Source organism: Actinomadura livida, assembly GCF_014648675.1.
GTDB lineage: Bacteria > Actinomycetota > Actinomycetes > Streptosporangiales > Streptosporangiaceae > Spirillospora > Spirillospora livida.
Window position 1 is genome coordinate 1 of record NZ_BMRO01000022.1, and the last position, 20,897, is coordinate 20,897.

At 72.2% G+C, this 20,897-nt stretch carries 18 protein-coding genes; 8 read left to right on the top strand and 10 right to left on the bottom strand.

Annotated elements, in window-relative coordinates; genetic code table 11:
• Positions 1-449 precede the first annotated feature (449 nt).
• Positions 450-1,220 (top strand): nitroreductase family protein, encoded by a 771-nt coding sequence (locus tag IEZ03_RS34360; RefSeq protein WP_229808755.1) that lies wholly within the window; start codon positions 450-452, stop codon positions 1,218-1,220.
• Here IEZ03_RS34360 and IEZ03_RS34365 read toward each other — a convergent pair.
• Complete coding sequence (locus IEZ03_RS34365; RefSeq protein ID WP_184885228.1) at positions 1,149-1,982, bottom strand: putative RNA methyltransferase; 834 nt, start codon at positions 1,980-1,982, stop codon at positions 1,149-1,151. The two genes, IEZ03_RS34360 and IEZ03_RS34365, sit on opposite strands and share 72 nt — an antisense overlap.
• 152 nt (positions 1,983-2,134) lie before the next feature.
• Positions 2,135-2,488, bottom strand: coding sequence for a thioredoxin (gene trxA, locus IEZ03_RS34370; RefSeq protein WP_184885230.1), 354 nt, complete (start codon positions 2,486-2,488; stop codon positions 2,135-2,137).
• Between the two features lie 130 nt (positions 2,489-2,618).
• Between trxA and IEZ03_RS34375 the strand changes: the two genes are divergently transcribed.
• Both IEZ03_RS34375 and IEZ03_RS34380 read left to right on the top strand, forming a co-directional pair.
• Positions 2,619-3,629: a sigma-70 family RNA polymerase sigma factor gene (locus tag IEZ03_RS34375; RefSeq protein WP_229808756.1), complete on the top strand. Its 1,011-nt coding sequence runs from the start codon at positions 2,619-2,621 to the stop codon at positions 3,627-3,629.
• A gap of 123 nt (positions 3,630-3,752) precedes the next feature.
• Positions 3,753-5,099: a class II 3-deoxy-7-phosphoheptulonate synthase gene (locus tag IEZ03_RS34380; protein ID WP_184885232.1), complete on the top strand. Its 1,347-nt coding sequence runs from the start codon at positions 3,753-3,755 to the stop codon at positions 5,097-5,099.
• Between the two features lie 107 nt (positions 5,100-5,206).
• On the opposite strand, the gene IEZ03_RS34385 is transcribed toward IEZ03_RS34380, so the two are convergent.
• Genes IEZ03_RS34385 through IEZ03_RS34395 form a run of 3 tightly spaced genes read right to left on the bottom strand, consistent with a single transcriptional unit; the run spans position 5,207 to position 8,233 of the window.
• Entirely contained in the window at positions 5,207-5,575 is a 369-nt protein-coding gene (locus tag IEZ03_RS34385) for an ATP-binding protein (RefSeq protein WP_221480752.1), read from the bottom strand.
• 44 nt (positions 5,576-5,619) lie between these two features.
• On the bottom strand, positions 5,620-5,946 hold the full coding sequence (locus IEZ03_RS34390) for an STAS domain-containing protein (protein WP_229808757.1): 327 nt from the start codon (positions 5,944-5,946) through the stop codon (positions 5,620-5,622).
• A 43-nt stretch (positions 5,947-5,989) separates the two neighbouring features.
• Positions 5,990-8,233, bottom strand: coding sequence for a SpoIIE family protein phosphatase (locus tag IEZ03_RS34395; protein ID WP_229808758.1), 2,244 nt, complete (start codon positions 8,231-8,233; stop codon positions 5,990-5,992).
• A gap of 348 nt (positions 8,234-8,581) precedes the next feature.
• On the opposite strand from IEZ03_RS34395, the gene IEZ03_RS34400 reads away from it, so the two are divergent.
• Positions 8,582-12,844, top strand: a complete 4,263-nt coding sequence (locus IEZ03_RS34400) for a hybrid sensor histidine kinase/response regulator (RefSeq protein ID WP_184885236.1) — start codon at positions 8,582-8,584, stop codon at positions 12,842-12,844.
• A 158-nt stretch (positions 12,845-13,002) separates the two neighbouring features.
• Positions 13,003-13,659, top strand: a complete 657-nt coding sequence (locus tag IEZ03_RS34405) for a response regulator (protein ID WP_184885238.1) — start codon at positions 13,003-13,005, stop codon at positions 13,657-13,659.
• 27 nt (positions 13,660-13,686) lie between these two features.
• Here IEZ03_RS34405 and gltX read toward each other — a convergent pair whose 3' ends face one another.
• Positions 13,687-15,087 carry a glutamate--tRNA ligase gene (gene gltX / locus IEZ03_RS34410; RefSeq protein ID WP_184885240.1) on the bottom strand — a complete coding sequence of 467 codons (1,401 nt, stop codon included), beginning with the start codon at positions 15,085-15,087 and terminating at the stop codon, positions 13,687-13,689.
• 74 nt (positions 15,088-15,161) lie between these two features.
• The gene (locus IEZ03_RS34415) at positions 15,162-15,767 is read right to left on the bottom strand and encodes a TIGR03086 family metal-binding protein (RefSeq protein WP_229808759.1); all 606 of its coding nucleotides are present in this window, start codon (positions 15,765-15,767) and stop codon (positions 15,162-15,164) included.
• A 65-nt stretch (positions 15,768-15,832) separates the two neighbouring features.
• Here IEZ03_RS34415 and IEZ03_RS34420 point away from each other — a divergent pair, with 65 nt between their 5' ends.
• Together IEZ03_RS34420 and IEZ03_RS34425 are read left to right on the top strand one after the other, a co-directional pair.
• Positions 15,833-16,732 carry a helix-turn-helix domain-containing protein gene (locus IEZ03_RS34420; RefSeq protein ID WP_184885242.1) on the top strand — a complete coding sequence of 300 codons (900 nt, stop codon included), beginning with the start codon at positions 15,833-15,835 and terminating at the stop codon, positions 16,730-16,732.
• Complete coding sequence (locus IEZ03_RS34425) at positions 16,729-17,364, top strand: NUDIX hydrolase (RefSeq protein WP_184885244.1); 636 nt, start codon at positions 16,729-16,731, stop codon at positions 17,362-17,364. Before IEZ03_RS34420 ends, IEZ03_RS34425 begins: the two co-directional genes overlap by 4 nt.
• Positions 17,365-17,373: 9 nt before the next feature.
• Here IEZ03_RS34425 and IEZ03_RS34430 read toward each other — a convergent pair whose 3' ends face one another.
• From IEZ03_RS34430 to IEZ03_RS34440, 3 genes are all read right to left on the bottom strand, one after another.
• Positions 17,374-18,135: an SDR family NAD(P)-dependent oxidoreductase gene (locus IEZ03_RS34430; protein WP_184885246.1), complete on the bottom strand. Its 762-nt coding sequence runs from the start codon at positions 18,133-18,135 to the stop codon at positions 17,374-17,376.
• Positions 18,136-18,243: 108 nt separating this feature from the next.
• Positions 18,244-19,248 carry a methyltransferase gene (locus IEZ03_RS34435; RefSeq protein WP_184885248.1) on the bottom strand — a complete coding sequence of 335 codons (1,005 nt, stop codon included), beginning with the start codon at positions 19,246-19,248 and terminating at the stop codon, positions 18,244-18,246.
• A gap of 201 nt (positions 19,249-19,449) precedes the next feature.
• The gene (locus IEZ03_RS34440) at positions 19,450-19,950 is read right to left on the bottom strand and encodes an HAD domain-containing protein (RefSeq protein WP_184885250.1); all 501 of its coding nucleotides are present in this window, start codon (positions 19,948-19,950) and stop codon (positions 19,450-19,452) included.
• Positions 19,951-20,066: 116 nt separating this feature from the next.
• Between IEZ03_RS34440 and IEZ03_RS34445 the strand changes: the two genes are divergently transcribed.
• Complete coding sequence (locus IEZ03_RS34445) at positions 20,067-20,879, top strand: PIG-L family deacetylase (RefSeq protein ID WP_184885252.1); 813 nt, start codon at positions 20,067-20,069, stop codon at positions 20,877-20,879.
• Positions 20,880-20,897 lie beyond the last annotated feature (18 nt).

The window sequence follows — 20,897 nt, forward strand, 5'->3', positions numbered from 1 at the left end:
CACCATCTCCCACGCGACAACCAACCCACAGGCCAGAAGACCTGAAGAAGATCGTTTCGTAGGAGGTGCCCTACGGGCCGGCCACCGCTCGGTGTCCAGCATCCCGTCTCGGGCTGTTCAGCCATCGTACATCAGTCCGAGCGCAACTCGGACCGTTTCCGCTGTCTGAGTGTTCCCCGAGGCCGGCCGCTCGCTGGCGTCCCGCATCCCCTTGGGGCAGCACTGACGTTAAGGTCCCCGGTCGGCATCGTCAAATCGCGACACACGTCCACCGGCGCATCTTGTCGCCCGAGCACACCACCCGTCTCGCTGACCTCGACGTTCACGTACTACGTGGGTCGGGTCACAGTGGGGTACCGTGCGCAGACCGCACGTCCCGCGGAGTCCGGCGTACTGGCCGGGGATGCGTCCCCGACAGGACGACCGGCCGAGGTCAGGAGGAACGCCTCGTGAGTGTGTCCGTCGCCATCCGCGCTTCGGCGGAACGTCTGGTGGTCGCCGCGACGATGGGGCCCACGGTCCATGACGTGCACGCGTGGCGGTTCAAGGTCGTGCCCGGGCTTATCGAGGTGCATGCCGATCCGGAGAGGCTCCGGCCGAAGGGCGATCCCGCAGGGCGCAGCCTGTACCTGAGCAGCGGGGCGGCGCTCGTCAACCTGCGGCTGGCGGCCGCCCAGCTCGGCCACGAGGCCGTTGTGCGGCTCCTGCCGGATGCCGGGCGTCCATCGGTTCTCGCGTCGGTGCGGCTCGCGGGACATCACCGGATCACCCGTGAGGAACGCCTCCTTTACGCCGCCACGCTCAAGCCGTTCACCGCGGAGCGTCCGGCGGTCGGCGTCCGGCCGCCCGCTCCCCTCGTGAACGAGTTGGGCGAAGCGGTGAGACTGGAGGGCGCTGCGCTTCATCCGCTGCCCGACGCTCGGGACGCGACCGCCCAGCGGGCAGTGCTGACCTCCTTTGGCCACTCCCCCGGCGAGTTGATCCGTGCAGGGCAGGCCCTGCAGCGTCTCCTGCTGAGTGCCACGGTGCGAGCGGTTTCGGCTTCGTTCAGGGTCGGTGCCCCCGTTCCTGGCGTGGAGGCCATGACGCGCCCGGGCGAAGTGCCACAGGTCCTCATCGAGCTCACGCAGCACGCGGACGCCAGGCGGCTACTCAAGCCGCCGGTAGCCCGACAGCACGAAGGACAGGGGAACTGGCAGCGGGTCGGGGACGCGCGCTAGCCGCTCAGCGAGCAGATCCGTCGCCACGTGATGCGCGCTGGGCCCCATGCCCACAAGAGTGGTGACCTCTTCGTGGGACAGGTCGGCCTGGGTGTCGATCTCCCGGCGTGAGTCCAGCTTGAAGTAGCCGGCCAGCGCGGCGTCGGTGCGTTCGGTCTTGCGTTCGTCGATGGTGAGGAGGCCGAGCGCCTCCACGAGCGGGCCGAGGTGCCGGGGCGACGGCGTCACGGTGAACAGCAGCCCGTCGTCGCGGAGCACTCGGTGGAACTCGGCGGCGTTGCGGGGCGCGAAGACGTTCACGACGGTGTCCGCGGCCCCGTCGCGCAGCGGGAGCGGGCGCCACAGGTCCGCGACGACCGCTCCGGCGCGCGGATGGGCCTTGGCCGCCCTGCGCGCCGCGTGCTTGGAGATGTCCAGGGCGAGCCCGGTCACGTCCGGCGATCGGTCGAGGATCCGGCTGAGGTAATACCCCGTGCCCGCTCCGGCGTCGAGGACGAAGGACGGGCCGGCACGTGAGACGTCCCAAGCGAGACGGTCCGCGAGTCCTGCGAAGTGGCCGGCGCGGAGGAAGTCGTCTCGTGCGCGCACCATTTCGGGGGTGTCGGCCGTGCCCGGACGGGCGTTGCCCGGCAGCAGGTTCGCGTATCCCTGTCGCGCGATGTCGAAGGCATGCCCGGCGGGGCAGCGAAGTCCGCGGTCGACCAGGTCGAGGTCCGATCCGCACACGGGGCACACCAGGCGGTGGACGACATCGGCGAGCATTACTCCATCATCGGCCATGGGACGCGCGCGGCGGGCGGCACCCGTCCGCTTCTTTGCCGACGCGCCACCGCCGCTTCGTCCTCGCGACCCGGGCCCGCCACCTGGACGACGACGGCGTCATCCTGTGAACGGCGTAAGTACGCGCCGGCCGCTCAGGCCTCCGCGCGGCGGCGGACGTCCTCCATGTCGAGGCCGCGTACCTGCTCGATCACGTTCTCCAGCACCGACTCGGGCACGGCGCCCGGCTCGGCGAAGACGATCATGCCGTCGCGGATCGCCATGAGCGTCGGGATGGACCTGATCCCGAACCGCTGGGCCAACTCCGGCTCGGCGTCGGTGTCGACCTTGGCGAAGACGATGTCGTCGTGCTTGCCCGCCGACCTCTCGTACACGGGCGCGAACCTCTTGCACGGGCCGCACCAGTCCGCCCAGAAGTCGACCATGACGATCCCGTCGCCTTGAGCGACCTCGTCGAAGTTCTCAGCGGTCAATGTGACCGTCGCCATGTCGGTTTCTCCTCAGTACGGGTATCAGGTCGTAGAGCGGCTGACAGCCTCGCAGTATTCCCCACCCGGGAATCACAGAGCGGTAATTAGCGTTGTCCCCCTAGGGAGATCGCACCGGAGAAGGGTCAGGATGGCTGCAACCCGTACCAAGGGCGACAGGGTCGACGCTACCGACAAGGATCTGGTCGGAGCGTATCTCGACCGGATCGGCCGTACTCCCCTGCTCGACGCGCAGGAGGAGGTCGATCTGGCGAAGGCGATCGAAGGGGGCCTGTACGCCGAACAGCTGCTCGCGCAGGGGAAGGCGCCAGAGGGCGCGACCCGCGAGGAGCTGGAGGAGCTGGCCGCGGCGGGGCTGCACGCTAAGCAGCGCTTCGTCGAGGCCAATCTGCGCCTCGTGGTTTCGATCGCCCGCAAGTACCCGACCGACTCGTTGCCCCTCATCGACCTCATTCAGGAGGGGAACCTGGGCCTGATGCGGGCGGTGGAGAAGTTCGACTACCGCCGCGGCTTCAAGTTCTCCACATATGCGACGTGGTGGATCAGGCAGGCGATCGGCCGCGGGCTGAGCCACACCGCCCGCACGATCCGGCTGCCCGTCCACGTCGAGGAGGAGCTTTCGCGGCTGCGCCGCGCGGAGCGCCAGCTCGGCCGTGAGCTCGGCCGGGAGCCGACCCGCGAGGAGCTCGCCGACACGCTGGGCGCCGAGGCCGAGCATGTGGACGAGCTGCTGCGCTGGCGGCGCGACCCGGCGAGCCTGGACGCGACCGTCGACGACGCGGGCGAGACGCCGATGGGCGACCTGCTGGAGGACCCGGACGCCGTGACGCCGGAGGCCGAGATCCTCGCGCTGGACGACATCGAGGGCCTGGCGCGGCTGCTGGACCGGTTGCCGGAGCGGGAGTCCGCGATCGTGCGGGCGCGGTTCGGCATGGAGAGCGGCCAGCCGCTGTCATACGCGCAGATCGGCGCCCGGTACGGCCTGAGCCACAACCGGGTGCGGCAGATCACCGACCGGTCGCTGCGGCGGCTGCGGCAGATGGCCGGGGAGACCGAGCTGAGCGGGCGCCGGACGCTGCCGGGCGGGCCGGGTACCGGACGGGAGCCGGTACGCGCGACCGCCGGGAGCCGCGCCGCCTGAGACCGGCCCGCAGCCCCTGCGCTCCGTGATCGACGAAAGGGCGGCCCCGCCACCGGGGCCGCCCTTTCGTGTTTGCGCAACGGTGCGTCATCCTGGCGGACCGGGGTGCCATAGCCTTTTCGTGTGACTAACTCCGCCACCGGGGAGCTCGACGCCTGGCGCTCGTTCCCCGCCCTCCAGCAGCCCGACTGGGACGACCCGGACGAGGTCCGGGCGGTCACCTCCGAACTCGCCGCGCAGCCTCCACTCGTCTTCGCCGGCGAGTGCGACCAGCTGAAGGCCCAGCTCGCGGACGTCGCGGCCGGCAAGGCGTTCGTCCTGCAGGGCGGCGACTGCGCCGAGACGTTCGATGGGTCGAACGCGGACGCGGTGAAGAACAAGCTGAAGACTCTGCTGCAGATGGCGGTCGTGCTCACCTACGCCGCCAGCGTGCCGGTCGTGAAGATCGGGCGGATGGCGGGCCAGTTCGCCAAGCCCCGCTCGAAGCCCGTCGAGGTGCGCGGCGGCGTGGAGCTGCCCGCGTACCGGGGCGACGCGGTCAACGGCTTCGCCTTCGACGCCGCGTCCCGCCGCAACGACCCGAGGCGGCTGCTGAAGGCGTACCACTGCTCGGCGGTGACGCTGAACCTGTGCCGGGCGTTCACCAGGGGCGGGTACGCCGACCTCCGGCAGGTGCACGCCTGGAACCGGGACTTCGTCGCGCGGAGCCCGGCGGGCCGCCGCTACGAGCAGCTCGCGGGCGAGATCGACCGGGCGCTGACGTTCATGAAGGCGTGCGGGGCGAACCCGGACGAGTTCCACGGGGTGGAGTTCTACTCCAGCCACGAGGCGCTGCTGCTGGAGTACGAGCGCGCCCTGACCCGCATCGACCACCTCAGCGGCCTGCCCTACGACGTGTCGGCGCACTTCCTGTGGATCGGGGAGCGCACCCGCCAGCTGGACGGCGCGCACGTGGAGTTCCTCCGGCACATCCACAACCCCATCGGGGTGAAGCTCGGCCCCACCACGTCCCCGGACGACGCCCTGGCGCTGATCGAGCGCCTCAACCCGGAGGGCGAGGCGGGCCGGCTGACCTTCATCACGCGGATGGGCGCGGGCCGGATCCGGGACGCGCTGCCGCCGCTGATCGAGAAGGTGCACCAGAGCGGCGCGCCCGTCGCGTGGATCTGCGACCCCATGCACGGCAACACCTTTGAGGCGCCGAGCGGGCACAAGACCCGCCGGCTGGACGACGTGCTGGACGAGGTGGCCGGGTTCTTCGAGGTCCACCAGGCGCTGGGAACGCACCCGGGCGGCATCCACATCGAGTTCACCGGCGACGACGTCACCGAATGCGTGGGCGGTGCGCACGGGCTCGCGGAGGCCGATCTGCACCAGCGGTACGAGACGGCGTGCGACCCGCGGCTCAACCGCGGCCAGTCGCTGGACCTGGCCTTCATGGTCGCCGAGCTGTACCGCAAGTCCGCCTGAGCGGCCGCTTCGCCGCGGCGCTCCCGCGACACGCAGCGCGCCGCCGACCGGCTGGTCGGCGGCGCGCTCTATGTCGATACGTGTTCAGGATGTTCTGCGGGGACGTGTCAGATGTCCACCTCGGCCCAGACGACCTTTCCGCCGGTCACGGGGTCGGCGCCCCAGGAGTTCGCGAAGCGGTCGACGATGAACAGGCCGCGGTGCGACTCGTCCAGCGGCCCCGGCACGGTCAGCCGCGGCAGCTGGGCGGCCCGGTCGCGGACCTCGACGCGGACGCGGCCGTCGTCGCGCAGCAGCCGCAGCTCCAGCGCCGTCCCCGCGTGCCGGACCGCGTTGGCGACCAGCTCGGCGACGATGGCCGTGACGAGTTCCTCGCGGTCCATCAGCGCCCAGGTGCGCATGGTGCGCGCGGCGAGGCGCCGAGCGTACTCGACGGCCTCGGTCTGCGGCGCCGCGCGCAGTGTGGTCTCCGTCATCGGATCGGTCACTCCGCCGGCTCGCGGTTCTTCATCGTCTCTCCTCACCGCCCATCCGCCGGAGCCTCCTCCGCCGTGTCCTCGATGAGGAAACGGTCGAGGCCGGTCGTCTTCAGCACGTTCTCCACCCGGCCGTAGGCGCCGGTCACGGTGAGCGTGGCGTTCTGCGCGCGGGCGTGCTTGTACGCCCGGACGAGAACGTTGAGACCGGAGGAGTCGCAGAAGTCGACGGCAGCGAGGTCGACGACGACCGCGCGCTCGCCCGCGTCCACGAGCTCGGTCAACCGGGACCGCAGCTCATCGGAGGAGTGCAGGTCGATGGAGCCGCGCGCGGCGATCGTCGCGCGGCCTTCCTGTCGTGTCGTGTGCAAGGCAAGCCCCACGCCACCCCACCTTACCGATTGTTGGTCTCCATCATGACGCCCGCAGAACGATGAGGGCAATGTCGTCGTTCGACGGCTCCGGGCCGAAGTCGCGTACGGCGCGCTGGATCCGCGCGGCGACCGCTCCCGCGCTCAGCCCCGCGCAGTCGGCGAGCAGATTCTCTAGTCCGTGGCCGTCGCCGAGGAGCCGGCCGCCGGAGCGCCGCTCGGTGACGCCGTCGGTGACGCAGAGCAGGACCTCTCCGCGGCGCAGCTGGACCGTGTCGGTGTGGAAGTCCACGCCGTCGAACACGCCGAGCAGCGGCTGCGGCGAGGCCGCCTCGCGCACCTTGCCGTCGGGGGCGAGCAGCAGCGGCGGCGGGTGTCCCGCGCTCGTCAGCCTGATCGTCACGCCGTCGCTGCGGCGCCGCGCCGCGATCTCGCCGTGCAGGAGGGTGAGCAGCCGCCCGCGCTCGCCCTCGCCGAGGATGAGCCGGTTGAGGCGGTTCAGCACGGCGGGGACGGACATGTCCTCGGCGGCGAGGATGCGCAGCGCGTGCCGGGCGAGGCCGGTGACGGCGGCGGCCTCGGGGCCGGTGCCGCACACGTCGCCGATGGCGAACCGCCAGGCGGTCGCGGCGCCGCCGGGGCGCCGCCCGCTCTCGAAGACGTCGTAGAAGTCGCCGCCGACCTCGCTGCCCTCGCCCGCGGGCTCGTAGACGACCGCGACCTCCAGGCCGGGGATCTCAGGGATGCCGGGCGGCAGGAGGCTGCGCTGCAGGGCGCTGCTCATGGCGGTCTGCGCGGAGAACAGCCGCGCGTTGTCGACGGCGAGGGCGGCGCGGCGGCTGAGCTCCTCGGCCAGCTCGATCGCGCTGCGCGGGAAGCGGTCGCCGGCCGGGCGGCCGATGACGATGGTGCCGATGCGCCGGCCGCGGGCGATCAGCGGAAACGCGTAGACCTGGTCGGCGGCGGTGTCGCCGACGGCGGCCCGGATCTCCCGCGGGGCGGTGGCGAGCCCGTTCCAGGGCCCGGGGACGTCCATCGGCGGGGCGGCGCCCGCGTGCTCGAGCAGCTCGCGGAGCCCGTCGGCGCGGGTCTCGTCGGCGTGCCACACATAGGCGAGCCGGTCGGGTTCGGACTCGCCGACGGTGTAGACGGCGCACCAGGTGGCCAGGCGCGGGACGACGAGCTGGGCGACCAGCGCCATCGTGCGCTCCTGGTCGAGGGTCCCGGCAAGGAGGTCGCTGGCCTCGGCGACGAAGCTGAGCCAGCCCCGCCAGGACCGTTCCAACTCCCCCACCCTGGCCTTCTCCAGGGAGAGCGACATCTCGTCGGCGAGCCGGCCGAGCCGGACGCCGTCGGCCTCGGCGAACCGGCCGGAGACGGACGAGACGGCCACCAGGAGCCCGGTGAGGCGTCCCTGGGACTCCAGCGGCGCCGCGGCCAGCGACCGGGCCTGCAGGGCCGCGGCGGTCGGATCGGAGGCGTCGCTGGCCACCCAGGCGGAGCCGGCGCGGGCGGCGGGGCCGAGTCCGGCCACCGACAGCTCGCCGAGGGACACGTCTGTGGCGGTCCCGGCGGACGCCCCCATGATCAGGCGGCCGTCGCGCTCGGTCAGCAGCACGGCCGCGCCCTCGGCGCCGAGGACCTCCCGGACGCCGGCGACGCCGTCCTCCATGGACTCCACGGCCGTGGGCGAGCGGAGCAGCCGGTCGCCGGCGGCGGGGAGGTCGCCCACGCCGTCACCGATCCGCTTGTCCCGGGCGTGGCCGGCGTCGGCGCTCTCGCGGCCCGCCTCGCCCATGCCGTCGCGGACGGTGCGCCCGCGCCCGGCCTTGCGGTCGCGGGAGGGCTTGCCGGACGGCGCGGCCCCGGTGCCCTCCGCGGCCGGGGACGCCGGTACGGCCGCGTCCGCGGCGCCGGGCCGGGGAAGCCGGAACCAGACGCCTTTGGTGCGGCGGTCGTAGGAGACGCCCCAGGACGCCGCGAGCCGGGCGATCGAGGGCAGGCCGCGCCCGCTGGTCGCCGTGACTCCCGGCATGTCGATGCCGCGGGTGGGGTGGCGGTCGCGGACCTCGATCTTGATCTCCCCGGCCTCCAGCCGGCAGGAGACCTCGAAGGACGTGCCGGCGTAGGCGATCGCGTTGGTGGCGAGCTCGCTGGTGGCGAGGACGGCGTCGTCCGCGACCTCGTCCATGCCCCAGTCGGCCAGCACCTTCCGGACGAACCGGCGCGCGTCCGCCACCGCCGGGGCGGCGGACGGGAAGGTGGCCGACGCCGTCTGCCGATCCAACTGCCGTCCCTCGTTCGATGAGTCACTACCGGGCCCGGCCATCGTGACAGACCGGTGGGCCGCCCGGCCACGAGGCCCGTGTGCCGGAGGTGAGGCCGTAGGTCCGGCCTGGGGGTCCGGCCTCGGGGTGCGGCCTCGATGCGACACGACAGACCGTAACACGAAGACTACAAGCCAAGATGCACGGTCATTGCCTTCTGTTCACCTCCGTGGCGTGGAGGGCATCCCAGCTCCGTACGGCGACGTAGAGTACAGGGTGCGGCCAGGAGGGGCCCTGTGCAAGGGCGCCTGCCATCTGGCTAGCCGGTATCCGGATACCCCACAGTCGCGGGCCAGGAGGATGAAGACATGCCGCGTACCGCGTCTCGCGCCCGCCCCGGCGGCGGGTACCGCGACACCGCCCCCCGCTACAGCGACGCCGACCTCGAACCGCTTCTCCGGGCGCTCATCGCCGTCCGGGACGGCAAGGCGAGGTCCGAGCTGAACGTCCCGGGCGAGGGTGCCGTGGCGGAGGCCGCGGCGATCCTGGAGGAGATCCGGCAGAACGGCCACGAGCTGGCGGCGGGGCTGCATCGCGTCCGCCGGGAGATCGGCCGCGAGGGCCATCTGCGGGGGCGGCTGACGCCGGGGGCCCTGCGGGGCACGTGGGCGGTCGCCGTGGAGGACGCGAACGCGATCATCGACAAGCTGACCGACCTGGCCACGGGGATGAGCCAGGTGGTGGAGGCGGTGGCCGCGGGCGACCTGAGCCAGCGGGTCGAGCTGCGGGTGCGCGGCAGGCCCATGCGCGGGGAGCTGCTGCGCATGGCCAAGTCGGTCAACGGCATGGTGGAGCTGCTCGACCAGTTCACCTGGGAGGTCACCCAGTTCGCCCGCGAGGTGGGCACGGAGGGACGTCTCGGCGGGCAGGCCCCGGCGCGCGGGATGACGGGCCGGTGGCGCGACGTGACGGCCTCGGTGAACGTGATGGCGGCGCGGCTGACCTCCCAGGTCCGCGACATCGCGGAGGTCACCACCGCCGTCGCCGAGGGCGACCTGACCAGGAAGGTCACGGTCGAGGCGACCGGTGAGCTGCAGGAGCTGAAGCTCACCGTGAACACGATGGTCGACCAGCTGTCGGCGTTCGCCGACGAGGTCACGCGCGTCGCCCGCGAGGTCGGCACCGAGGGCCAGCTGGGCGGCCAGGCGAACGTGCCCGGGGTCAGCGGCGTCTGGAAGAACCTCACCGACAACGTCAACGCGATGGCGAACAACCTGACCTACCAGGTCCGCAACATCGCGCAGGTCACCACCGCCGTCGCCGAAGGCGACCTCGGCAAGAAGATCACGGTCGACGCCCAAGGCGAGATCCTCCAGCTCAAGGACACCGTCAACACCATGGTCGACACGCTGTCGGCCTTCGCGGACGAGGTCACGCGCGTCGCCCGCGAGGTCGGCACCGAGGGGCGCCTCGGCGGCCAGGCGAACGTGCCGGGTGTGAGCGGCGTGTGGAAGGACCTGACCAACAACGTCAACGGCATGGCGTCCAACCTGACCTACCAGGTGCGCAACATCGCGCAGGTCACCACCGCCGTCGCCGAGGGCGACCTCGGCAAGAAGATCACGGTCGACGCCCAGGGCGAGATCCTCCAGCTCAAGGACACCGTGAATGCGATGGTGGACACGCTGTCGTCGTTCGCGTCCGAGGTGACCCGGGTCGCCCGCGAGGTCGGCACCGAGGGCCGGCTCGGCGGCCAGGCCCGCGTGCCCGGGGTCAGCGGGGTCTGGAAGGACCTGACCGACAACGTCAACTCGATGGCGAACAACCTCACCACGCAGGTCCGCGGGATCGCGCAGGTCACCACGGCCGTCGCGCAGGGCGACCTGACCCGCAAGATCGAGGTCGACGCGCAGGGCGAGATCCTGCAGCTGAAGGACACCCTGAACACCATGGTCGACACGCTGTCGGCCTTCGCGGACGAGGTCAGCCGCGTGGCCCGCGAGGTCGGCACCGAGGGGCGCCTCGGCGGCCAGGCCCGCGTGCCCGGCGCGGGCGGCATGTGGAAGGACCTGACCGACAACGTCAACGGCATGGCGTCGAACCTGACCTACCAGGTCCGCAACATCGCGCAGGTGGCGACGGCGGTCGCGCACGGCGACCTGACGCGGCGCATCGACGTCGACGCGCAGGGCGAGATCCTGGAGCTGAAGACCACGCTGAACACGATGGTGGACACGCTGTCGTCGTTCGCGTCCGAGGTGACCCGGGTCGCCCGCGAGGTCGGCAGCGAGGGGCGCCTCGGCGGGCAGGCCGAGGTCGAGGGCGTGTCGGGCACCTGGAAGCGGCTGACCGAGAGCGTCAACGAGCTGGCCGGCAACCTGACCACCCAGGTCCGCGCGATCGGCGAGGTCGCCAGCGCGGTCGCCACCGGCGACCTGACGCGGACGATCACCGTGGAGGCGCGCGGCGAGGTCGCGGAGCTGAGCGACAACGTCAACCTGATGGTCGCGACACTGCGCGAGACGACCCGCGCCAACGAGGAGCAGGACTGGCTCAAGACCAACCTGGCGCGGATCGGCGGGCTCATGCAGGGCCACCGCGACCTCATGCAGGTCGCCGAGCTGATCATGCGGGAGCTCACGCCGACGGCGAGCGCCCAGTACGGCGCGTTCTACCTCGCGGAGAACATCGGCGACGAGACCGAGCTGGTGATGATCGCCGGCTACGGGACGCGGCGCGGGCGGGTCGGCAACGTCCGGTTCTCGCTGGGCGAGGGCCTGGTCGGGCAGGCGGCGCAGGAGCGCCGGCCGCTGCTGATCGCCGACGCCCCGGCCGAGTACGTCAAGATCGGCTCGGGGCTGGGCGAGGCGTCCCCGGTCAACATCATCGTGCTGCCGATCGTGTTCGAGGACACCGTGCTCGGCGCGATCGAGCTGGCGTCGTTCGGCCGGTTCACCGACGTCCACCTGGCGTTCTTCAGCCAGCTGATCGAGACGATCGGGGTCACGCTGAACGCGATCAGCGCCAACACCCGCACCGAGGCGCTGCTCAGCGAGTCGCAGCGGCTCGCGCAGGAGCTGCAGGAGCGCTCGGACGAGCTGCAGCGCCAGCAGGGCGAGCTGCGGCACTCCAACACCGAGCTGGAGGAGAAGGCGGCCCTGCTGGCCCAGCAGAACCGCGCGATCGAGATCCAGAACTTCCAGATCGAGCAGGCCAGGCGGACGCTGGAGGAGCGCGCCGAGCAGCTGGCGATCTCCTCGCGGTACAAGTCGGAGTTCCTGGCGAACATGTCGCACGAGCTGCGCACGCCGCTGAACAGCCTGCTCGTGCTGGCCAAGCTGCTGTCGGAGAACCAGGACGGCAACCTCACCGGCAAGCAGGTGGAGTTCGCGCAGACGATCCACGACTCGGGCACCGACCTGCTGGAGCTGATCAACGACATACTCGACCTGGCCAAGGTCGAGGCGGGGAAGATGGAGGCGAACCCGCAGCAGCTGACGGTGTCGGCGCTGGTCGACTACGTGGACGCGACGTTCCGGCCGCTGTCGGTCGACAAGGGCCTGCAGTTCGGCGTGGAGGTCGCGCCGGACGTCCCGACCACGCTGAACACCGACGAGCAGCGGCTGCAGCAGGTGCTCCGGAACCTGCTGTCCAACGCGGTGAAGTTCACCGCCGAGGGCGAGGTGCGGCTGCTGATCGAGCGGGCCGGCGACATCGACTTCACGCTGCCCGCGCTGTGGAACACCCCGGACGTCATCGCGTTCCGGGTGATCGACACGGGCATCGGGGTGAGCACCGACAAGCTCCAGGAGATCTTCGAGCCGTTCCAGCAGGCGGACGGGACGACGAGCCGCCGCTACGGCGGCACCGGTCTCGGGCTGTCGATCAGCCGCAACATCGCGCGGCTGCTGGGCGGGGAGATCCACGCCGAGAGCCAGCCGGGCCGCGGCAGCGTGTTCACGCTGTACCTGCCGGCCCGGTACAGCGAGCGCGACGGGCGGCGCCGCTCGGCGCCGGCGAGCGGCGCGGCCGGCGCGGCGGAGGACGCGCCGGGCCTGGTGCCGGGCGACCGGCCCGCGGACGCCGCGCTGCCGGCTGCGCACTCCGGTGCCGGGCACGGCCCGGCCGGGGAGAACGGGCGGCCGGGCGAGCAGCACCCGCCCGGCGGGGAACGGGCCGGTGAGGGGAGCCCCCCGGTGTCGGGGCTGCTGGAGGGGCCGCCCGCGGACTACCTCGACACCGTCCTGTCCGGCCGCAAGGTGCTGATCGTCGACGACGACGTCCGGAACGTGTTCGCCCTCACCAGCGTCCTGGAGGGCTACGGGATGGACGTCCTCTACGCCGAGGACGGGCAGGCCGGCATCGACGTCCTGCACCGCAACCCGGACGTGGCGATCGTGCTGATGGACGTCATGATGCCGGGGCTGGACGGCTACGCCACCACGGCCGCGATCCGGGAGATGCCGCAGTTCGCCGAGCTGCCCATTATCGTGATCACAGCGAAGGTGATGAAGGGCGACCGGGAGAAGACCCTGGAGTCGGGCGCTTCGGACTATGTGCCCAAGCCCGTGGACGTCGACCATCTCCTTGACGTCATGCGGAACTGGCTGCAACCCTCCATCGTCCACTGAGGAGAGGAAGGGCCTGGGGCGGTGAACATGCTTCATCCGGCCCGCCGGGCGAGGCCGTCACCCGGCGCGTGCCCCGCGGGATGAAAAGTGTTCAGTAAGGTCGCCGTGGGCGCTGACGCGGCGCGGCGATCGCGGGGACCGGAATCGGAGAGACGCGCGTGGACGACAAGGCGAAGATCCTGCTCGTGGACGACCGCGAGGAGAATCTGATCGCGCTGGAGGCCATCCTGAGCTCGCTGGACCAGGACCTGGTCCGGGCGCGCTCCGGCGAGGAGGCGCTCAAGGCGCTGCTCACCGACGAGTACGCGGTCATCCTGCTCGACGTCGTCATGCCCGGGATGGACGGGTTCGAGACCGCCCGGGACATCAAGCGCCGCAAGAAGACCCGCGACCTGCCGATCATCTTCCTCACGGCGGTGAACAGCGATCCCGACTACGCCTTCCGCGGCTACGCGGCGGGCGCGGTCGACTTCATCTCCAAGCCGTTCGACCCGTGGGTGCTGCGCGCCAAGGTGTCGGTGTTCGTGGAGCTGCACAACAAGAACAAGCAGCTCCGCGACCAGACGACGCTGCTGCGCGAGCAGGCCGCCCTGCTGCGGGAGCAGTCGACGCTGCTGCGGGCGCGCCCCGGGGACGAGGCGCCGTGGCAGGCGCTGGCGCGGCGCGCCGCCGAGCGGCTCACGGCGGTGGAGGAGCAGGCCGAGGTCGTCGGGAAGCGCGTCCCGGACTCGCTGCGCGGCGAGGTCGACGAACTCGGCCGCCGGCTCACCGACCTGCGCCTCGCCCTGGAGGGCGAGGTGCAGCCCGGCTCCTGAACCGCCGCCCGGCCCGCGGGCCGGGGGTCAGGACGACGCTTCGAGGCGTGCCCTGGCGGCGGCGATCCGGGTGAGGGTGCGGTCGCGGCCGAGGATCTCCAGGGACTCGAACAGCGGCAGGCCGACGGTGCGGCCGGTGACGGCGACCCGGACGGGCGCCTGGGTCTTGCCGAGCTTGAGGCCGTGCTCGGCGCCGACGCGCTCCAGCCGGTCCTTGAGCTCGGCGGCGTTCCACGGCGCGTCCCGGTAGGCGGCCTCGGCGGCGGCGAGGATCGCGGCGGCGGGCTCCTTCATGGCCTTGTTCCAGGACTGCTCGTCGGCGGGCGGCTCGTCCAGGAACGCGAAGTCGATCATCTGGACGATCTCCGACAGGACCGCCACCCGGGTCTGCGCCAGCGGCGCCAGCTCGGCGAACACCGCGACGTCCACGTCGAACGGCGCGTCCTGCAGGAACGGCAGGCACTCGGCGATGAACTTCTCCACCGGCAAGGCGCGGAGGTACTCGCCGTTGAACGAGCGGAGCTTCTTCTCGTCGAAGAACGCCGGCGAGGTGTTGACGTCCTCGATGCGGAACTCGTCGACGATCACGTCCCAGGGGACGATCTCGCGGTCGCCGGACGGGGCCCAGCCGAGCAGCATCAGGTAGTTGCGCATGGCCTCGGGCAGGTAGCCCTCGGCCCGGTAGTCCTCCAGGGCGACCTTGTCGCGCCGCTTGGACAGCTTCTGCCGCTTCTCGTTCACGATCACGGGGACGTGCGCCCACACGGGCGGCTCCGCGCCGAGCGCCTCCCACAGCAGTTGCTGCTTGGGCGCGTTGGACAGGTGCTCCTCGCCGCGCACGACGTGCGTGATGCCCTGGCTCATGTCGTCGACGGCGTTGGCCAGCAGGAACGTCACCGAGCCGTCGGCGCGGGCGATGACGAAGTCCTCCAGGACGGCGTTCTCGAAGACGGGCTTGCCGCGCAGCAGGTCCACGACGGTGGTCTGGCCCTCGTCGGGGGTGCGGAAGCGCAGGGCGCGGCCCGGCCCGGCGTCCAGGCCGCGGTCGCGGCAGAACCCGTCGTAGCCCTTGTGCTGGTCGCCGGTGCGGGCGATCACGGCCTCGCGGGTGCAGTCGCAGTAGTAGGCGCGGCCCTGGCCCTTCAGCGTCTCGGCCGCCTCGGCGTGCCGCTCGGTGTTGGCCGACTGGAAGTAGGGGCCCTCGTACTGCTCGCCGTCCATCCCGAGCCAGGCGAGGGCGCGGATGATGCCCTCGGTCCATTCGGGGCTGTTGCGGGACGCGTCGGTGTCCTCGATCCGCAGCACGAGCGTCCCGCCCGACTGCGCGGCCATCACCCAGTTGAACAGCGCCGATCGGGCGCCGCCGACATGGAACATGCCGGTCGGGGACGGGGCGAAGCGGACGCGCAACGATGAGGTCGAAGACATGCTCCAAGGGTAGAGCGCGCGGGCCCCCGTTCGCGCCGGGACCCGCGCGCCCGCCCCATCCGGTCCCCCGGGCGTCAGGGCGTCCAGTGCGGGTCGCGGCCGGACAGCCCGACGATCCGGTCGAGGAGCGGCGCGTCCTCGGGCACGGGGACCTCTGCGCCGAACGCGCCGTACTCGCGTCCCATCTCCACCGTCGGGACGAGGCGCTCCCACTCCACCCGCAGGACCTCGGGCGGGAAGACGGGCTCGATCCCCGTGGCGACGGCGAGATCCCAGCCGTGGGTGACGCATTCGCCGAAGAGGATCCCGCCGACGAACTGGGCCGGCATCCCCTCCCCGCCGCTGAGGCTCGCGTTGCCCTCCCACGCGGCCGGGTCCTGCCACGCCTCGGCGGTCTTGCGGACCTGCTCGGCGTACCGCCCCGCCCAGCCGGGCTCGGCGGTGAAGTCGTGGTCCTCCCCCGGCCCGGTGATCGGCAGCCGGTGCGCGGCGGCCTCGCCTCGCGCGCTCCACAGGATCAGGTGGTTGATCAGCGCGCGCACGTCCCAGCCCGGGCAGGGGGTCGGCGCGTCCAGCTTCGCCTCCGGGACGCGCAGGACGATCCGCGCCGCGGCCTCCGCGGCGGGAGGCATCTGGCTCCGGACGTCCATGTCGTCTCCTTCGCTCATCCGTTCGAACACGTGTCCACGCTAGGGACTGCCCGCGGCCGGGTATTGAAGAAACGCGACAGCGCTAGCCTGATCGCGTGGACCGATCCCTACCCGGTGGAGCGCGGGGCATCCTGCACCCGCGGACGGGGCTGGAGCGCTTCCGGGTCGAGCGGTCCGCGCCGCCGCCCGGGCTCGCCCCGTTCGTCGACCGCTTCTGGGTGCTGTGCTGGGACCTGCGGGGGCGGGCTCCGCACCGCCAGCGGCTGCTCACGCTGCCGTCCGTCCACATGACCTTCACCAGCTACCTGACCAGCGGGGCGACGCGGGCGCGGATCGCGGGCGTGGTGCGCGACGAGTTCGTGGAGGATCTCCCGGACGAGGGCTACGTCGTGGGCGTGGGTTTCCGCCCCGGCGGGTTCCATCCCTTCCTGCCTGCCGGCGTGCCGGTCTCCGCCTTTACCGGCCGCTTCGCGGGGGTGGACGAGGTGTTCGCGCAGGAGGGCCTGGCCCTCGCCGGGGAGATCTTCGCGGCCCCCGGGCCCGATGAGGGCCTCGCGACGCTGACCGGGTTCCTCACCGGGCTGCGGCCGGCGCGCGACCCGTCCGCCGAGCGGGCGGCCGCGATCGTCGAGCGGATCGCGGCGCGGCCCGGCCTGCTGCGGGTGGACGAGCTGGCGGCGGACGCGGGCCTCAGCCCGCGCGGCCTGCAGCGCCTGTTCCACGAGTACGTGGGCGTCGGGCCGAAGTGGGTCATCCGGCGGTTCCGGATGGCCGAGGCCCACGAGCGGGCCGCGTCCGGCTCGGACGTGGACTGGGCGCGGCTTGCGGCCGAGTTGGGCTACGCCGACCAGGCGCACTTCACCCGCGACTTCACCGCGGCCATCGGGACCTCGCCGGCGCGCTACGCGCGGGAGGCGGGCCCGGAGCGCGGGGCGGGCCCGGAGCGGGGTGCGGGGTCGGAGCACGGGGCGGGGCCTGGCACCATCGACGCATGACCGTCCCCCTCGATCCGCTCGATGATCTCACCGCGTTCCGCGGGGTCGCCGCCGAACGGCTGGGCTCGTTCGAGCACGAAACCGTCCCGGACAAGCCCGGACTGCGCCGTGCCGGGGTCGTCCTCTGCGCGGTGGAGCACGACGGCGCCCCCGCGGTGATCGTGATCAAGCGCGCGTACCGGGGCCGGAACGCGGGCCAGTGGGGGCTGCCCGGCGGCCGGCTGGAGGACGGCGAGACGCCCGAGGAGGCGGCGCTGCGGGAGCTGCACGAGGAGATCGGCGTGCGGGCGGGGCCGGGCGACATCGTCGGGAGGCTCGACGACTTCCCCGCCACGTCCGGCTTCTCGATCACACCGGTCGTGGTGGTACTGGACGACCCCGGCCCGCTGACGCCGAGCCCCGACGAGGTCCACTCCGTCCACCACGCGACCCTGCGCAAGCTCGCCGCGGACGACACGCCCAGGTGGGTCCCGCAGCCGGACGGGGGGCGCCTCCTGCAGATGTGGCTGGCACCGCAGTGGCGCGTCCACGCCCCCACCGGCGCGCTGCTGTGGCAGTTCCGCGAGGTGGTGCTGCTCGGCCGGCACGCCAGGGTCGCCGACTTCGTCCAGCCGGACTGGACGCGCGAGTGACCCCCTGCGTCAGAACGTCCCGCCGTCGATCACGACGCGCTGCGCGGTGAGGTAGGACGCGCCGTCCGAGACGAGGAAGCGGACCACGGCGGCGACCTCCTCCGGCGAGCACACGTGCCCGAAGGGTGACGAGGCGTCCGCCTGCCGGATGTCCTCGATGCCCGTGGTGGCGCGGACCAGCCGCCGCCCCATGTCGGTGTCGACCACGCCGGGCGCGACGACGTTGACGTGCATGCCGTTGCCGCGCTCCTCCTTGGCGAGGACCTCCGCGAGCGCCTCCATCGCGGCCTTCCCCATCGTGTAGGGGGCGGTGAACGGCGGCTTCGTGTCGGTGATCACGCTGGAGACGAAGACCATGTCGCTGCGCTCGGCGCGGCGCATCAGCGGCAGCAGCGCCTGGCTGAGGTGGTGCGGGCCGAAGGCGTGCACCCGCAGGAGCCGCTCCAGTTCTGCGGGGTCGGTGTCGGCGACGCCGTGCCCGCGGCTGGCGATCCCGGCGCTGTGCACGAGGATGTCGAGGGCGCCGAGCTCCGCCTCGACCTGGGCGGCCAGGGCGCGGCACTCGTCCAGGTCGTCGACCGAGGCGCGGAACGCGTGGCCGCGCACGCCCGCGGCCTCGATGTCGGCGACGGTCTTGCGCGCGGCCTCCTCGTCGCGCCGGTAGGCGACGGCGACCGCGGCACCGTCGGCGGCCAGCGCCAGGGCGATCGCCCGGCCGATTCCGCGGCCGCCTCCGGTGACCAGTGCGGTGCGTCCGGCGAGAGAGGACATGGGCGCTCCTTCGTCAGGGGTGCGGCTTCGTCAGGGGGTGCGACGGTCCCCATCCTGCACGTTCACCGCCGCCCGCGGTAAGCGGGGCCTGACAAAGGAGGCCCGGGATCACGCCGGCCGCGCCTCGATGACGTGGTAGCCGGCCGGCGGCAGCGGCCCGGCCGGCGTGACCGCGGTGAACCCGGCGCCCTCCAGCAGTTCCCGGAACTCGGCCTCGGTGCGCTCACGCCCGCCGGTCGCGACGAGCATGTTCAGGTCGTTGCGGACGACGCCCGTCGCCTCCGGCGTGACCATCTCCGGCATCACCTGCTCCAGCACGAGCACGCGCCCGCCGGGGCGCATCGCCGCGCGGCAGTTCCGCAGGATCTCGGCCGCCTTCTCGTCGTTCCAGTCGTGGAGGACGCTCTTGAGGACGTACGCGTCCGCGCCCTCCGGGACGGACTCGAGGAAGTCGCACGGGACGATCTCCGCGCGGTCGGCGACGTCCGCCAGCACGCCCGGCGCGGCTTCCAGGCCGGACGGCAGGTCGACGAGCATGCCGCGGGTCCCCGGGTTGGCGCGCAGGATCGCGGCGAGCAGCGTGCCGTCGCCGCCGCCGAGGTCGGCGACCGTGCCGTAGCGGGCGAAGTCGTGGGCCTCGATGATCCCCGGGGCGACCGAGCGGGTGTGCTCGGCCATCGCCTCGTTGAACGTCGCCGACAGCTCCCGGTCGGACTCGAAGAACTCGAACGGGGTCCTGCCGGTCACGCGTTCCCAGGCGTACTCCCCCGTGCGCAGCGTCTCGGTCATGTCGCCCCACGTCCGCCACACGTCCGGGCCGCAGAACAGCCTGACCAGCGCGCGGATCGAGTCGGGGGCATCGGCGCGGAGCCGCTGCCCCTCGGCGGTCAGCGCGAACAGGTCGCGCTCCTTCTGCTCCACGACGTCCAGGCCGGTCAGGCCGCGGAGCAGCCGGTACAGGGACGGCGCGTGGGTCCCGGTCTCGTCCGCGAGCTCCGCGCTCGTCTTCGGCCCGTCCGCCAGGGCGTCGGCCACCCCGATCTCCACGGCCGCGTGCAGCATCTGCGCCGGCATGTATCCGAAGACCAGGTCCAGTAGTGGTGATCTCGACATCATCGGCTCCCTTCCTTCTCCCCGACGCTACGGAGCCGTCCCCGGGGCCGTCTTGGACGAATGAAACCTCCGCACTGGAAGTACCGCTACGGCCTCACGATCGATTCGGCCGAGAAGGCGGCGTTCAGCAGTTTCCTCACCTGCTGACCGATCTGCCGGCCGGGGTCCGGGCTCGCGTGCCCGGCTCCCGCCGGTCGCGTCTCACCGGGCGAGGGCGCGCAGCCAGGTCGCGGCGGCCGCGAGGTGCTCGTCGGTCAGGCCGGTCATCGGGTCGATCTCCACGAGGAGGTGCTCGGCGACGTCCGGCTCCCCCGCGATGCATTCGGTGGCGTCCGGTTCGTCCTCGAACCAGACGAACGGCCGCCCCTCCGTCCAGGCGGCGACGTGGCGGGCCTTCCACGCGCCGAGCGTCCGCCCCTCCTCGATCCCGGGGAAGTGCGGGATCGGGACGAAGGGCAGTTCCGGCAGGCCGATCCTCGGCGCGATCCATGTGTTGGCGTTGTCGCACCAGTAACTCGCCCAGGCCAGCTCCGCCCCGGACGACTCGGTCAGCTCGAGCAGGGACCGGCCGTGGCCGGGATTGAGCCACAGCTTGAACGGCATGCCGTTCGGCGAGCAGTGGTGGCGCTTGTAGCCCCGGTGGGGCCTTTCGAATGGATTGAGAACCCCGTCGACGTCCAGAAGAACCAGAGGCGACCCCATACACGGACCGTACGGCATGCCGGCGCGCCCGTGCAGGGACGTCCCGGCCGTGCCGGGGAAGAGATCGGTGTCACCGGGTGCTCGTAGAGTGGACGGCCGAACGACGAGGAGCCCGGATGACGCACGAACGCACGCTGATGGCGGTCCACGCCCACCCCGACGACGAGGTGCTGGGAACCGGCGGCCTGCTCGCCCGGTGCGCCGCGGAGGGCATCCGGACCGTCCTGGTGACCTGCACCAACGGGGAGCAGGGCGACGACTCGGGCGGCGTGAAGCCCGGCGAGCCCGGTCACGACGCCGCCGAGGTCGCCGAGCGGCGCCTCGCCGAACTGCGCGAGTCGGCCGGGCTGCTCGGCATCACCCACCTGGAACTGCTCGGCTACCGCGACTCCGGCATGGACGGCTGGTCGGCCAACGACGACCCCGAGGCGTTCGCGAACATCCCCCTGGACGAGTCCGCCGGACGGCTCGCCGAGCTGATGGAGCGGTACCGCCCGCAGGTCGTCGTCACCTACGACGAGAACGGCGGGTACGGGCACCCCGACCACATCCAGGCGCACCGCATCGCGCTGGCCGCCGCCGAGAAGACCGGGGTGCCGGACAAGCTCTACTACACGGCCATCCCCCGCTCGGCAATCAGGCAGATGGTCGAGACCGTCCGGGCGGCGGGCGTCGAGATCGGCTTCGACCCGCCCGCGGACTTCGGCACCCCCGACGAGCTGATCACCTCCGTGGTCGACGTGTCCGCGCACGCGGACGCGAAGCGGAAGGCCCTGCAGGCGCACGCCAGCCAGGGGGAGAACATCTTCATCCTGCGGCTGCCGGAGGAGATGCAGCGGGCCATGTTCTCGGCCGAGGCGTTCGTCCGCCACTACTCGCGAGTCGAGGCACCCGACAGGGAGGAAGACCTGTTCGAGGGCCTCGGCTGAGCCGGGCCCGGATCCCCG